At 33.8% G+C, this 14773-nt stretch carries 13 protein-coding genes; 7 read left to right on the top strand and 6 right to left on the bottom strand.

Annotation, left to right across the window (positions count from 1 at the left end; translation table 11 throughout):
- The first annotated feature begins 123 nt into the window (after window positions 1-123).
- From rpmH to HFD15_RS04950, 5 genes are all read left to right on the top strand, one after another.
- Entirely contained in the window at window positions 124-258 is a 135-nt protein-coding gene (gene rpmH / locus HFD15_RS04970) for a 50S ribosomal protein L34 (RefSeq protein WP_003131818.1), read from the top strand.
- Window positions 259-465: 207 nt separating this feature from the next.
- A complete protein-coding gene (locus HFD15_RS04965; RefSeq protein WP_003131819.1) occupies window positions 466-1377 on the top strand; it encodes an aldo/keto reductase family oxidoreductase in 912 nt (303 codons plus the stop codon).
- Between the two features lie 319 nt (window positions 1378-1696).
- Complete coding sequence (locus tag HFD15_RS04960; protein ID WP_003131820.1) at window positions 1697-1963, top strand: IreB family regulatory phosphoprotein; 267 nt, start codon at window positions 1697-1699, stop codon at window positions 1961-1963.
- A complete protein-coding gene (gene ruvX, locus HFD15_RS04955) occupies window positions 1963-2394 on the top strand; it encodes a Holliday junction resolvase RuvX (RefSeq protein ID WP_003131821.1) in 432 nt (143 codons plus the stop codon). The genes HFD15_RS04960 and ruvX overlap by 1 nt, the downstream gene beginning before the upstream one ends.
- A 152-nt stretch (window positions 2395-2546) precedes the next feature.
- Window positions 2547-2870, top strand: a complete 324-nt coding sequence (locus HFD15_RS04950; RefSeq protein ID WP_003131822.1) for a DUF1292 domain-containing protein — start codon at window positions 2547-2549, stop codon at window positions 2868-2870.
- Between the two features lie 30 nt (window positions 2871-2900).
- Here HFD15_RS04950 and HFD15_RS04945 read toward each other — a convergent pair whose 3' ends face one another.
- The 4 genes from HFD15_RS04945 to HFD15_RS04930 form a co-directional block, all read right to left on the bottom strand.
- The gene (locus tag HFD15_RS04945; RefSeq protein ID WP_058208218.1) at window positions 2901-3452 is read right to left on the bottom strand and encodes a TMEM175 family protein; all 552 of its coding nucleotides are present in this window, start codon (window positions 3450-3452) and stop codon (window positions 2901-2903) included.
- A 93-nt stretch (window positions 3453-3545) separates the two neighbouring features.
- A complete protein-coding gene (locus HFD15_RS04940; RefSeq protein WP_021215198.1) occupies window positions 3546-4331 on the bottom strand; it encodes an SDR family NAD(P)-dependent oxidoreductase in 786 nt (261 codons plus the stop codon).
- Window positions 4332-4350: 19 nt separating this feature from the next.
- Window positions 4351-4662: a DUF2316 family protein gene (locus HFD15_RS04935; protein WP_023189515.1), complete on the bottom strand. Its 312-nt coding sequence runs from the start codon at window positions 4660-4662 to the stop codon at window positions 4351-4353.
- 9 nt (window positions 4663-4671) lie between these two features.
- A complete protein-coding gene (locus HFD15_RS04930; RefSeq protein ID WP_021723273.1) occupies window positions 4672-5457 on the bottom strand; it encodes an SDR family oxidoreductase in 786 nt (261 codons plus the stop codon).
- A 111-nt stretch (window positions 5458-5568) separates the two neighbouring features.
- Between HFD15_RS04930 and HFD15_RS04925 the strand changes: the two genes are divergently transcribed.
- A complete protein-coding gene (locus HFD15_RS04925; protein WP_010905153.1) occupies window positions 5569-6114 on the top strand; it encodes a TetR/AcrR family transcriptional regulator in 546 nt (181 codons plus the stop codon).
- Window positions 6115-6195: 81 nt separating this feature from the next.
- Here HFD15_RS04925 and HFD15_RS04920 read toward each other — a convergent pair whose 3' ends face one another.
- Window positions 6196-8142 (bottom strand): alpha-amylase family glycosyl hydrolase, encoded by a 1947-nt coding sequence (locus HFD15_RS04920; RefSeq protein ID WP_058208219.1) that lies wholly within the window; start codon window positions 8140-8142, stop codon window positions 6196-6198.
- A 126-nt stretch (window positions 8143-8268) separates the two neighbouring features.
- Window positions 8269-8589 carry a hypothetical protein gene (locus HFD15_RS04915; RefSeq protein ID WP_015425665.1) on the bottom strand — a complete coding sequence of 107 codons (321 nt, stop codon included), beginning with the start codon at window positions 8587-8589 and terminating at the stop codon, window positions 8269-8271.
- A gap of 471 nt (window positions 8590-9060) precedes the next feature.
- Between HFD15_RS04915 and HFD15_RS04910 the strand changes: the two genes are divergently transcribed.
- Window positions 9061-14727: a SpaA isopeptide-forming pilin-related protein gene (locus tag HFD15_RS04910; RefSeq protein WP_167593297.1), complete on the top strand. Its 5667-nt coding sequence runs from the start codon at window positions 9061-9063 to the stop codon at window positions 14725-14727.
- Window positions 14728-14773: the final 46 nt, after the last annotated feature.

Raw genomic sequence — 14773 nt, 5'->3', positions numbered from 1 at the left:
AAAGACCTTTCATAGTGTAGAATTGTAAGGTATGCTTTTAATAGCAGTAAAAAGATGAAAGGAACACCGAAAAGGTGGAGCTACTTTCAACCAAAAGTGAAGTAGCCCAGGGACTTATATAAAATGAAACGTACTTACCAACCACACAAAAAATCTCGTAAGACTACTCACGGATTCCGTAGCCGTATGGCAACTAAAAACGGACGTCGTGTCCTTGCAGCTCGTCGTCGTAAAGGACGTGCTTCACTTACAGTTTAATTTGTAAATGAAATTGAAATCAGCTTATGGCTGATTTTTTTTATTTGATTATTCATAAATAAGGCAGGAGTCAGTTGATGATTAAATATATTTTGTTAAACGGTTTCATTAATTGTGTTATAATGGTTTTATTAAATAATTAGTGAAATTTTTTCCTTTGTTGATTGAAGATAAGGTGAAATCTCACACTTAAAGGAGAGTTTTGTCGTGAAAAAATTCAAAATTGGTGAACTTGAAGCTTCTCAAATTATTTTAGGTTGTATGAGAATTAATGAAGAGGGAAAAGATCCGGTTGCTGTCATTGAAAAATCAGTGGAGCAAGGAATAAATTTCTTTGACCATGCTGATATCTATGGGGGTGGAGCTTGTGAATCGATTTTTGCAGATGCTCTAGAAAAATCGTCAGTAAAACGAGAAGATATTATTTTACAGTCAAAATGTGGAATTGTTCCTGGAAAAATGTTCGATTTTTCAAAAAAACATATTATTGAATCGGTTGAGGGGAGTTTATCTCGTTTAAAAACTGATTATTTGGATACTTTGCTCTTGCATCGTCCAGATACTTTAGTCGAACCTGAAGAAGTAGCTGAGGCTTTTTATGAATTGGAAAAAGCAGGAAAAGTACGTTATTTTGGGGTTTCTAATCAAAATCCTGGTCAAGTTGAACTGTTGAAAACAGCGGTGAAAGAGCCGTTGTTGTTTAATCAATTACAGTTTGGCTTGAAACATACGGGAATGATTGATGCTGGGATTCATGTAAATATGAGTGATGAAGGTTCTTTTGTTCATGATAATGGTATTTTAGAGTATTCTCGTATTAATAAGATGACTATTCAGGCTTGGTCACCTTTCCAATATGGTTTCTTTGAAGGTGTCTTTGTTGGAAATGAAAAATTCCCTGATTTGAATAAAAAATTGGAATTTTATGCAGAAAAATACAATTCTACCCCAACTGGAATTGCTGTCGCTTGGATTAATCGGCATCCTGCCAATATCCAAACAATTATTGGTACGATGACATTGAGCCGAATTGAAGAAATTGCTGCTGCTTCAGATATTGTCTTAGAACGTGCGGAATGGTACGACTTGTACATGGCGGCTGGAAACATTTTACCTTAAAATCATTGTAGTAAAGACTAGTTTTTAAAACTAGTCTTTTATTGAACTTATTTTTATAATTTATACCTTTGGAAATTTTTAACTTAAATTTAAAAGCCTTGATAGAAGGCTTTTATTTACTTTAATGGAGAAAACGGTTGAATTCAAGCAAAAAATAACGTATAATTAACATGTATCTAAGAAATTTTTAATGGGATATTTCTGTCAGTAAATAAAATGATTGTCTTCTAAAAATGTGGACATCAGTTGGCTGACGGGATGGAAATTATTGATTTTTAGTTTAATCTGGCTTTACAGATAAATTTAAAGGAGGTGTCTTATGAGTTTTACAGATGAAACAGTCCGTTTTGAATTTGGTGATTCGGACAAGAAAGAAATTGGCGAAACACTCGTTGATGTTTACAATGTGCTTGAGGCTAAGGGTTACAATCCTATCAATCAAATCGTGGGTTATGTTTTGTCGGGAGACCCTGCTTATATCCCTCGTCATGATGATGCACGTAATAAAATTCGTCGTTTTGACCGAGATGATATTGTTGAGGAATTAATCAAGAATTATTTGAAAGATAATGGTGTCAATTTATAGTGTTTGCACGAATTTTAGGGCTTGATGTCGGAACAAAAACTGTGGGAGTTTCTGTCAGTGATTTACTTGGGATGACCGCTCAACCTGTTGAAACCATTAAGATTGACAGTGAAGCTGGTGAGCTTGGCTTTGAACGTTTGGGCGTTTTGATTAAAGAATACAAACCTGAAAAGGTAGTTCTTGGTCTTCCAAAACATATGAACGGTGATGAAGGGATTCGTGCCGAAGCATCACGGGATTATGGTACAAAATTAGCCAATGAATTCGGTTTGGAAGTCGCTTATCAAGATGAACGATTGACAACTGCGCAAGCTGAAAAAGTATTGATTGATGGTGGTGTGCGTCGTAAAGATCGCAAAAAATCAATTGATAAATTGGCTGCTGTTTTGATTTTACAAAATTATTTGGATGCTCATGCATTAAAATTATAATTTTTGGTTTACTGATGAAAGCTTTAGTTTATTTGTAAGTATAAAAATACTGACAAGTATTCGTAGGATTTTCTGTCAGTAAAAGTTGTCTATTTATTTTATTATGAATAGCAGAAAATTCCTCTAATTAAGGATGAAGAAAAGGAAATAAAATGACTCATACACATGATCACGAACATGACCATAATCATGAACCTGACTATATTACTTTGGTTGATGAAAATGGAAACGAAAGCTTGTTCCAAATTTTGATTACCATTGATGGACAAGAAGAATTTGGCAAAAACTATGTTGTTTTACAACCTACTGAGTTTGAAGAAGATGAACAAGGTCTTATCGATGTTTTGGCTTACTCATTTACTGAGAATGCTGACGGTACTGAAGGTGATTTGCAACCAATCCCTGAAGATGCTGAAGATGAATGGGATATGATTGAAGAAGTCTTCAATAGCTTTATGGATGAACAAGAAGATTAAAATAAAAAGCTGTCATTAACTGACGGCTTTTTATTTCTTTAAGAAACTTATGAGGGATATTGTAGCAAGCATAGCAACGCAAACTAAGCCGATAGGAGGCCAAAACCAAACGATAACAATAGAAAGAAAGTTGATGAGAAAAAGATTTCTACCTGAAAGACTGTGTGTGATTTCTTTGTATTCTTTATCAGGATTTTCTTTGAGCAGCTCATGGTCCATAAGATGAAAAACAGCCGCCCAGAGAAAAATAACAATCAAATAGAAAAATTCAGGGAGAAACTCACTTGCATGTTTTCCGACCCAACCCGTGGTGAAGGGGAAAAATGACATAATGAATAGCCAGAGCGTATTCAATAAGAATATTCGAGGAGTAATATTTTTAATATCACGATAAAGTTGATGATGATTATACCATACGGTCATAATCATAAAAAAGCTCAAAGCATAGGCTAAAAGTCGGATGGTTAATTCTGCCAGAGTAGGCCAGCCACTTTTATCAGGGGTTTTAAATTCTAAAACCATAATCGTTGCAATGATGGCAATAATAGCATCTGTAAAAGCCAAAAATCTTTCTTTTTCCATGGAATTATTTTATCATAAATGTTAAGATTTGCTTACGCTTTTTTCAAAAAACAATAAAAAAGTTGCTGACCAATCTGTCAGTAACTTTTTTATTTATTTTTTAAATTTACGCTTTAAACCATTTTTAGCGACATCTTTAATGACTTTGTTACGTAAGCCTGGTTCATAGTTATCATAAATTGTTCCGTCAAAATTAATAATTTGAGCATTATGATTTTTGTCATCAAAAATAAATTTACTAATCATTTGAGCTGTTTCTTCAGGAGATTTTACAAATGGACTATCCCCAACTTTTGCACCGTTCAAATCTGTTGCAACTGCACCAGGCATAACAGCAAAGATTTGTTTTTTAGATTTATCTTTTTTGAATTGATGACCAAAAGCAAAGGTCATGGCATTTTGTGCGGCTTTTGAAGTGACATAAGCAAGTGGCATCCAATATTCTTGAGAAACGGGTACGGTAATGTTAATAATTTTAGCGTTTTCTGTCAGTGAATGTGGAAGAAGTTCTTTAATCACAGCATGTGTTCCCAAAAAATTGGTCTTAATTGTTTCTTCTAAATCAGTTGTTGAATAATCAAAAGCTGATTTTTCCATATCAAGATGCCCTTTATCTGAATGAATATTCCCAGAAATTCCAGCATTATTAATAAGTAAATCAATATCTGTCAGTGCTGACAGACTCGTCAATTGATTTAAGTCATCTAAATCTACTTTGACAAATTCGGCAGTAATTCCTTCGGCCTTCAGTTTTTCAACGGCTTCTTGTCCACGCGTTTCATTACGGGCTCCGACCAAGACTTCATAGCCGCGATGACCAAGGTTTTGAGCAAGTGCAAAACCAATTCCTTTATTTGCGCCAGTGATAAGTGTTTTCATGATTTTTCTCCTTTGAGTTTTAGTTGTCGCCTTTAGACATTTGTTGTTGGTCAATTAGATTGGAATTTAAAAACCAGTGACGGTGCCAATCTCCAGATAAAGCGGTAAAGGGAACAGGTTGTTGACCTGTTTTTTCTACTTTTTCTAGTAAATAATTTCGTAAAATCCAAGTGTCTTCGAGTGTTCTTTGTTTAAGATTAAATATTTTTTCAAGTTTTACTTCGCTAATTTTTAAATCAGTAGCAACTTCAGATTTGCTAAGTTTTGTGAGTTCAAAATTTTTACGGAGTTCTTTTTTGGTATTATGCATTTGAAAGGGATTAAGTGACATTTTTCTTCTCTAATCTTTCATTTTGGGAAAATAATTGCTGAGCATTTGTTGAGAAAGTAGTTTGGTGTTTTCGTCACTATTTACTTTGCCCATTTGGTGAAGTTGTTTAGCAAAACCAGCGTCAATCCGGTCTAAGCCATTTTCAAGCCCGGCTAAAGTTTCACTAATTAAGTCTGAAAGTGCCATATTATTGGGTGCGTCAGTATTTGTATGGCTTTCGAGATTTGTTTCAGCAACTAATGGTGGAACTAATTCGATGACTTTTAAAGTCTTTTCAAAATATTTAGCTTGTTCTCGAAGCGCATCAGAGTAAAAATGAACCCCAGCTTTGGTCAAATTGTAAATAGGGTGTGCACCGTCAGCCAGATTTGATAATCCTGATGAAACATTAATTACTAGCCCATTATTTGCGACAAGGATTTTCAAAAATGCTTGTGTCACAGCAATTGTTCCTAATAAATTAATATGAATTTCTTCTGTCAGTACTTCCAGAGAATTGTCAGCTTGTTCAAACAAATTAATCGCACGCATAATTCCGGCACAGTTCATAATGACATCAAGTTGAGGGAAATTTTCTTTGATGAATTTGACTAATTGGGGGAGGGAGTCTTTGTCAGCAACATCACTGACAAATCCTGTAAAAGTTGGATTTTCATTTAAAATTTGATTAAGACGTTTTTCATTTCGGGCGGTAATGATGACTTTATTTCCTAATTCGGAAAACTTTTTAGCAAAACCAAGTCCGATTCCGCTTGTACCACCTGTGATTAAAATCGTATGTCCTGTAAATGTCATGATTTCTCCTTTTTATGAGGTTATTTTTTTTAACTTTTATAACCAATAAAATGAATTATAAACCAGAAAGTTATATTTGTCAAGAATTATAACTTGTGTTACAATTAATTTATGAATACACGTGAAAAGATATTAGGAAAAACAGAAGAATTTATCTTAGAGAATGGAATAGAGAAACTCACCATTTCAAAAATTGCTAAGGAACTCAATATTAGTCAACCAGCTATTTATAAGCACTTTAAAAGTAAAGATGAACTTTTAACGATACTTGCCCTTCGTTGGCTCAATGGTCAGACACTTGTAAAAATATTTCCTTTTGACACAAGCAAGTATGAACATCAAAAAGAGATTGTTCATGATTGGCTCTGGTCAGTCGCCATTGCCAAATATGAAGCACATCGAAAAACTCCAGAAATGTTTGCCTTATACACAACCTACATTGGAGAAAATTTAGAATTGGGACGTAAACATATTTTAGAAATGGTTGAGAGTCTAAAGACAGCTGCTAAATTTGAAAGTGAAGAGGAAGCTGCTGCTTATATTCAAGCTTTCGTTTATTTTCATCACCCAAAAATTGCCCCACAGTGGGATGACCAATTTCAAAATCAATTTGAAAATCTCTGGACTTTGCTTGAACCGAATTTAAATGCCTTTTAAAGTTACTGACAGACTTTTTGGATTTCTGTCAGTAACTTTTACGATTTTGTCAGTAAAAAAAACCTGTCAATTGACAGGTTTTTATTCTTTAATTCGGAAAACCATGGCAGTTCTAGGTTCAAGGATTAGATTTAAATGCCCTTTTGACCAACCAAAACTACTTCTTGGACCAAAACCACCAAATTTTTGGTCATCACTATCGAAGATAAGTTCTGGTTTTTCAGGAAATTGGAGTTGAAGCTCTTGTTCATAACTAGGATGGAAATTAAAGACGAAAAGAAGTTGCCCTTTTTGGTAAGCTAGTAATTTATCCGAATTTTTTATCCAAAGTTGTTGGACAGGTTCTGGGCTTTCTAAAAACTTGTAATGTCGCTCTAGATTAATCATCGCTTGGTCAAATGCCAATAAATATTGGAAACGCAAATCTTTATTATCACCTAAAGACCATTGTCTTCTAGCATGTTGGAAATCATCATGATTTTCTTGACGCGGAAAATCAAGCCATTCGGGGTGGCCAAATTCATTACCCATGAAATTTAAATAACCCTCACCAGCCAAACTAAAAGTAATTAGGCGAATTAATTTATGAAGCGCTATAGCACGGTCAATTTTTAGAGATTGACTATTAAGGTCCATTTTCCAATAAATCTCTTCATCAGCTAACCACATCATAATCGTTTTATCACCAACTAAAGCTTGGTCATGACTTTCAGAATAACCAATATTTTTTTCACCGGGACGTCTCGTTGTTAATTCCCACCAAAGGCTCAATAAGTCAAGACTATTATCCGTTTTTTCTTTCAATTGTTTAATCCAAAAATCAGGAATTCCCATTGATAAACGGTAATCGAAACCAATTCCACCACTTGAAATAGGTAGGGCCATTCCCGGCATGGCTGACATATCTTCAGCGATTGTTGTTGCTGATGGATTGAATAAATGTGTTAATTCATTTGCCAACATCAAATAAGTCACCGCTTCGATATCTGTATTGAGCGAAAAATATTTGCTGTAATCAGTAAATGCAGTCCCTAAACCATGATCATGATAAAGCATTGAAGTCACACCGTCAAAACGAAAACCGTCAAAATGATAGGTATCCAACCAAAATTTAAGATTTGAAAGTAGAAAATGAATCACTTCATCTTTGCCATAATTAAAAAGTTTTGTCTTCCAAGCTGGATGATTTCCTCGTTCACCTTCATAAAAATACTGATTTTCTGTCCCATCAAAATAGTTGAGACCATCTTCGATATTTTTTACAGCATGTGAATGAACCACATCTAAAAGCACTCGCAAACCCATACCATGAGCTTGATCAATCAATTCCATCAAATCTTCTGGCTGACCAAAACGACTAGAAATTGCAAAGAAATTGGAAACTTGATAACCAAAACTAGCATAGAGCGGATGTTCCATAATTGCCATCAGTTGAATAGTATTGTAACCAGCCTTTTTAATTCTTGGTAAGACATCGCACGTGAATTCTTTATAAGAATTAATTTTATATTCTTCAGTTGAAATACCAATATGTGCTTCATAAATCAAAGGAGCTTCTTTTAACTGAGGGGCTTTATTCTTCCAATCATATTTTGGTTGAACAATCACTCCATCCAATTCATGGCGCTCATTGGGGACAGCAAACATAATATAAGAGGGAACACGATAAACTGTTTCACCAGACGGTAAAAGCAGCTTAACCTTCACCTTAGAACCCACCGGTAGCATACCCGGAATTGAAATTTCCCAAGTCCCACCATAGGCCTGTTTCAACTCAAAATTGTTTTCCCAATTATTGAAATCTCCAACCAACCAAGCTCTTTTAGCATTTGGTGCCCATTCGCGAAAAGTCCAGTGTTTACTTTCTTGTTGAAAGCCAAGATACTTATAACCATTAGCAAAATCAACAAGCGAACCATCAGTTCCTAAAAGCCGTTTTTTTGTTCGAGCAAATTCAAAAAGCCGCAAAGACAAATCTTCTTTGAAAGGTTCCAAATAAGGGTCGTAATCCAAAATATTTAGAGGCATAAGCTATTCTCCTTTTTACTGAAAATCATTTCTAGCTCTATTTTATCACTTTTGCAAAGGTTTTCACAACGAAATTCCCATATAAAACAAAAAATATTTACTGACAGAATGGGTCAGTAAATATTTTTATTCATCATTAAAACCAAACCAAGGGTCTTCCTCACCTTTAAGTGCTTCTTGGCCAAAAGAAAGTGTTTCTGGAATTTTGGGAGCATTAAAAAATTGCGAAGGAGTTGCTACATTTTCTGTCAGTAAATTTTTTTGGTCAGCAACTTTTTCGTCATTAAAAAGATGAGCTTCTAGGCTTTGAATATAATCATAAAATTCTGTCAGTAAATCATGATAAGCCTTTAATTCACTTGTTTTATTTAAATTTTTATAATTAGCCTGAAACTCTCCCCAACGTTCAGCAATGTGCTTACTTTTCATAAAATCATTATAATCCATATTTGTTCCTCGTTCCTTTCTCTTTATTATACATTATTATCCTTAATGCTTAAGCGGTAATATTTATTATTTAAAATAAGACTCAATTTAGAGGTGTAATGTAAAAATAATAAAACGAAAGTAAAACTTTCCCCTTTTAAAAAAGCATTATCTTATTTTTTTGTTATAAAAGTCGATTTAGAATCAAATTTTTAATTTTTATCGGTCTTTTTTTATTAATCATTTAAATATTTATGAAATATTAAAAAAGGGGCTAATGGCTTTATGGAGCCATTATGTTGCAGAAAGGCTATATTAGGAACCAACAAAAATATAAATAAAAGTAAGACAATAGAATTTAATGTACGAAATTTATTACACATTTGTATTGTATTATGCTATAACGTCCTAGAATCAGCAACTTTTATAAGAAAATGTAATTAATAAAATACATCGCTTACAAAACTGATTTAAAATCAAAAGGAGGACATTATGAAAAGTAGAAAAAAAGTTATTTCTATAATTTTAGGTTTAATGCTGCTTTTACAATATGTTATTACCCCAGTTGGAGCAATTGCAGGAGCAATAAATGAAGAAACAAATGATTCGGATATAACATTAAGTCAATTTAAAATAGATGAATCCGAAAGTAATGCTGATTTAATGACATTTGATTTAAGTCTCAAGATTAATCAGTCAATATTGAAAAGTAAAACAACTATTATTGAATTAGATAAATCAATTAAAATTAATGAACCAAATGAGGCTAACAGACAAAAGTCAACAGCATCTTATACTGCTGACGAAAATAGATTGACAATAGACCTTAATTCACTAAATACAAGCGAAGTGAAAGTCAATTTCTCAATCTCTAAAGAACTTTTGAAAAACTTTGAGCGATTAACAGCCAAATTAAATGATAGCCAGGTTGATGTATTGTTGCCAAAAATGAGTTCAACTTCAGAAACTCCAAGTCAGTCAACTTCCACTGTGACTCAAAATACTGTTACACCTGAAATCAAAGAAAAAGAAAGTAGTACGACTAAACATTCAGAGCAAGCTATAAAAACTGTGGAAAGTCAAGATATTCGTAAACTTCTAGAAGACTCAGGAATTTCACCAGCGACTATTATCGACTCAGCTAAGGTCATATATCTTGATAAAGAAGGAAAACCTTATCCAGATCAAACAGATGTTCCGATAGATGCAGAAGTTCAAATCGATTATACCTGGAGTATTCCAGAAGATATTTTACCATTGAAATCAGGAGATTACTTTGATTTTAAACTTCCTGATGGTGTAACAATTGAGCAAGCGACATCGTCACTGGGAGATTATGGAACCTATACAATTAATGCAGATGGAACCGTTCGTTTCGTCTTCAATGAAAAAGTTGAAACCTATCATGATATTAAGGGTACCTTTCATTATGATGCACATTTCGATAAGACAATTGTTCCAGGAGAAGTTGTAGCTGATACACCAACGGAGGAAAATTTTCCCCCTTCAGAAATTCATGTTCGGCCAACCTATGACCAAGCAATTGATAAATCAGGACATTTCGATAAAACTCCAAATCCTAGTGAAGTGATTTGGGAAATAAATATTAACCGTCCATTAAATACAATGGAAAATGCTACACTTACCGATCCAATGCCAGAAGGAACAACTTATGAATCCGTCGAAATTTACCCTGAGACAGTTGGAAAAAATGGAGAAATCATTTCCATTGATAAAGAACATCCTTTAGTAAAAGGTACAGATTATACTGTTGATTCAAATGGAAAAATTACTTTTATTGGTAAATATGCTACCACCGATCAAGCGTTCAATGTTGTCTATACAACAACTATCGATGAAAGTAGTTTTCCGGAAAAAGAGGGATCTGTAAGTTTTAAAAATACAGCGACATTAAATGATGGAAAAACAGATACCAATGCAAGTGCCTCTGTTACTGCGCAATATAAAGGGCCAATTAAAAAAAATGGACCATTTACAACAGGGAACGATCAAATTTATAATTGGAATATAGAATACAATTATAATGAAAAAAATCATAAAGCAGGGTCATTTATTGAAGATACCATGAGTGATGCCATCGAGCTGGTGAACGGAAGTGTTAAACTTTATAAAATTACTTTTGATAGTAACGGAAAAGAAATTAAAGGTGATCAATTAAAAGAAGGGGAAGATTATAAACTTGTACAAGACCCTGATAATCCTCAAAAATTTAAAATTGAGTTTATTACTGATATTGATTATGCAGTAAAAGTTGAATATCAAACGAAGGTTAAAGATATCGTAGATGGAAATGTTACCATTGATAACTCAGTAACAACTGATACGGGAGATAACAGCGAGTCAGGTGGTAATGCAACTCAACAAGGAATCGTTAAAAATATTGATGGAGATATTGATTACGAGAATAGAGAAATTCCATGGAAAATAGATATTAATAGTGCAGGCTATTGGATGGAAAACTGGTCACTTGAAGACAAAATGTCTGAAGGATTGACTTTTCTTGAAAATACTTTCCAAATTATTGATAAAACTGCTGGAAATAAAATACTCTCCCCAACAGAATATACACTGGTAAAAACAGCAACAGGCTTTTCAGTTTTCTTTAAGTCCCCACTTAAGGAGGGGACAGATCATAAATATCAAATTAAATACAAAACAAAATTTGATACTAGTGTGATTGATAATGGGTCTGGTCATGAAGGAGATATCAAATTTGTAAATGATGCTTCAATGACTTGGAAGGATCAAAATGGAGGAGATCATACTAATAATGATAATAAAGAATTTAAACCAATACCTCCGTTCCAATATAATGGACAAAAATCTGGTTCATATAATGCAACCAGCAAAAAAATTACCTGGACAATTGCAGCAAATTTCAATCAACAAGAATTAAGCAATGCCTCAATAACTGATCCAATCTCTGATGATCAAAACTATGTTTCTGGAAGTGCTAAAGTATATGAAGCTACGATTAATAAAAATGGTACTTATACTTTAGGTGCTGAAGTTACTTCAGATATGGGAATAAAAATAGTAGAAAGCAAAGGAAGTGTTAAGGTAGAACTACCAGATGGAAGCACAAAAGCCTATGTTCTAATATTTGAAACAAGTCTAGAAGGTAACCTCATCAATCAGAAGGAGTACAAAAACAAAGCGACATTTACAAATAAGGACATTTCACATGATTTAAGTGCTAGTGTTACTCCAGCACATCAAGGAGAATTCGTAACGAAAGATGGTTCACAGTCAAGTACAGATTCTAATTATGTAAATTGGAAACTTACAGTAAACGCCTCGCAATCTACCTTAAAAAATGTAGAAGTCACCGATAATCCTTCCTCAAATCAGTATATTGTAGCAAAAGATATTCTTATTTATGGAACAAGTATTGACGCTTCTGGTAATATTACTGAGAACAAAAATATTATTCTTGAACAAGGCAAAGATTATTCTGTTGATATCCAAACTGACAATTCTACAGGGGCTCAAACAGTTAAAATTAAATTTTTATCAGAAATTAACACAGCATATGTTGTAGAATATCGTGCATTAATTACTTCTGACAAAGCTAATGATGTGGTAACTAATCAAGCCCATATTACTGGAGACAACGAGAAAACAATAGAACAAGATGTTGAAAAAGATGTACCCGTAACTAATCATAACGGAAGTGCAAACGGATCAAAAGGTTCAGTTACTTTGGAAAAAGTTGGTCTCGGCAAAGCAAAACTTGCGGGAGCTCATCTTCAACTTTGGTCTATCGGTACAGATGGCAAAAAAGATAAATTAATTCGTGAAGGAGATACCGACAAAAATGGTGATTTAAAACTTGGGAATTTGCGTGTTACTGATTATCTTCTTATTGAAACTAAGGCCCCAACAGGGTATACACTTGATGAAGAACTAGTCAAAGGTAAGAAAATAACAGTTGCAAAAGATGGAGAAGTTTCTAATTTCCCAATTCAAGACGTTGAAAATGAACCAACGAAAGTAATCTTGAAAAAAGTAGGACTGACCATTGAAAATGGTAAAGAGGTAAAAAATCCACTTCAAGGTGCAGAATTTAAAGTACTAGACAGCAACGGTCAAGTTGTTTCAGGTTACGAAAAACTTACTTCTGACAGTTTTGGAAATGTAACGATTGAAAAACTAACACCTGGTAAATATTCACTTGTTGAAACTAAAGCCCCAGCGGGTTATATTTTGGACCCAACCCCAATTGACTTTGAACTTAAAGCCAATGAAGAAGGAATCATCCCAGATATCAACTTGGAAAAAGTTAACTATCAGGGTTCAGCACAACTCATTAAACATAACAGTAATGGTCAAGCTTTATCAGGTGCGATTTTCAAAGTTATTGATAAAGATGGTAATACAATCCAAACTAATTTAAGCTCTGATAAAGATGGTAAAGTTACGGCTACTGGTTTATCCCCTGGAGATTATTCCTTTGTTGAAAGCAAGGCTCCAACAGGATATATTCTAAATACAAATCCTGTCCACTTTACGATTTCAGACAAAGAAGAAGGTCAACCCAAAACAATTATAGCCTCAGATAGCTTTGTTAATTACCAAGGATCAGCCCAATTAATTAAACGAGATAGCCAAGGACAACCACTTTTAGGTGCAATTTTTAAAGTAGTCGATAACACTGGAAAACTAGTAAAAGAAGGTTTAACATCTGATAAAGCTGGTAAAGTAAATGTTACAGGCTTGGCTCCGGGTGACTATTCATTTATCGAAACGCAGGCTCCGACAGGTTATGTTTTAAATACTAACCCTACTGATTTTACAATCTTAGCTGAGAGTGAAGGCCAGCCTCAACTGGTTGTCGCTTCAGATAACTTTATTAATTATCAAGGGTCAGCTGAATTGATTAAGCATGATATCAACGGTCAAGCTTTATCAGGTGCAATCTTTAAAGTGATTGATGCAGATGGAAAAACCATAAAAGAAGGTTTAACTTCTGATGAAACTGGTAAAGTATTAATTGAAGGTTTGGCTCCAGGTGACTATTCATTTGTTGAGACTAAAGCCCCTGAAGGATATATTTTGAATACTCTGCCAGTTAACTTTAGCATCTCAGGTGAAGAAGAGGGCAAAGTAAAAGTAGTCATGGCTTCAGATAACTTTATTAATTATCAAGGATCAGCTGAGTTGATTAAACATGACAGTCAAGGTCAAGCTTTAGAAGGTGCAATCTTTAAAGTTGTTGATTCAAAAGGAAAAATAATCAAAGAAGATTTGGCTTCCGATAAAACTGGTAAAGTATTAATTGACAATTTGGCACCAGGAGATTATTCATTTGTTGAGACAAAAGCTCCAAGCGGCTATATCTTGAATACTTCAAAAGTTGATTTTACTATTTCAACAAAAGAAGAGGGTCAACCCAAAGTAGTCATGGCTTCCGATAATTTCATCAACTATCAAGGATCTGCTGAATTAATTAAACATGACAGCCAAGGTCAAGCTTTAGAAGGCGCAGTCTTTAAAGTTATTGATTCAAAAGGAAAGAGTATCAAAGAGAACTTGGTTTCTGATAAAGAAGGAAAAGTTTTAATTGAAAATCTTGTACCAGGAGATTATTCATTTGTTGAGACAAAAGCTCCAAGTAGCTATATCTTGAATACTTCAAAAGTTGATTTTACTATTTCAACAAAAGAAGAGAATAAACCAAAAATAGTTATGGCTTCAGAGAACTTTATCAATTATCAAGGATCTGCTGAACTAATTAAGGTAGATGAGAATGGTAAATCTCTTTCAGGTGCAGTCTTTAATGTTACTAATAGTGAAACTCATGAAGTAGTTATTAAGGGGATCAAAACTGATGCAAATGGAGTAATTAAGGCAAATCATCTAAAACCAGGTAAATACACTTTTGTTGAAACAGAGGCTCCAGCAGGTTATCAATTAAGTCAAGAAACTAGAGCTTTTGAAATTAAAGCAAGCGCAGAAAACAAACCACAAGTTGTTAATACTGGAAAGTTCGTCAATAAAAGACTTCCAATTACACCTAAAAAGCCAGAATTACCTAAGACAGGAGAAGAACGAAATACTTTCTTGCCTATAGTTGGTGTTGGACTATTAATGGTGGGTGCTACTTTATATGTGTTTTTTAAAAGACGTAAAATGTAAAATTATATAAAAACATGGCTTTAGCCATGTTTTTGATTTGGAAAAA

It is taken from the genome of Lactococcus sp. EKM203L, from assembly GCF_011800585.1.
GTDB lineage: Bacteria > Bacillota > Bacilli > Lactobacillales > Streptococcaceae > Lactococcus > Lactococcus lactis.
This window is presented reverse-complemented; position numbering and strand designations above follow the sequence as displayed.

Excerpts from the sequence above, each read along its gene's own strand:
- rpmH (WP_003131818.1), top strand. The coding sequence starts at position 124 with ATGAAACGTACTTACCAACCACACAAAAAATCTCGTAAGACTACTCAC.
- HFD15_RS04960 (WP_003131820.1), top strand. The coding sequence starts at position 1,697 with ATGAGTTTTACAGATGAAACAGTCCGTTTTGAATTTGGTGATTCGGAC.
- HFD15_RS04950 (WP_003131822.1), top strand. The coding sequence starts at position 2,547 with ATGACTCATACACATGATCACGAACATGACCATAATCATGAACCTGAC.
- HFD15_RS04945 (WP_058208218.1), bottom strand. The coding sequence starts at position 3,452 with ATGGAAAAAGAAAGATTTTTGGCTTTTACAGATGCTATTATTGCCATC.
- HFD15_RS04940 (WP_021215198.1), bottom strand. The coding sequence starts at position 4,331 with ATGAAAACACTTATCACTGGCGCAAATAAAGGAATTGGTTTTGCACTT.
- HFD15_RS04935 (WP_023189515.1), bottom strand. The coding sequence starts at position 4,662 with ATGTCACTTAATCCCTTTCAAATGCATAATACCAAAAAAGAACTCCGT.
- HFD15_RS04930 (WP_021723273.1), bottom strand. The coding sequence starts at position 5,457 with ATGACATTTACAGGACATACGATTTTAATCACAGGTGGTACAAGCGGA.
- HFD15_RS04925 (WP_010905153.1), top strand. The coding sequence starts at position 5,569 with ATGAATACACGTGAAAAGATATTAGGAAAAACAGAAGAATTTATCTTA.
- HFD15_RS04920 (WP_058208219.1), bottom strand. The coding sequence starts at position 8,142 with ATGCCTCTAAATATTTTGGATTACGACCCTTATTTGGAACCTTTCAAA.
- HFD15_RS04915 (WP_015425665.1), bottom strand. The coding sequence starts at position 8,589 with ATGGATTATAATGATTTTATGAAAAGTAAGCACATTGCTGAACGTTGG.
- HFD15_RS04910 (WP_167593297.1), top strand. The coding sequence starts at position 9,061 with ATGAAAAGTAGAAAAAAAGTTATTTCTATAATTTTAGGTTTAATGCTG.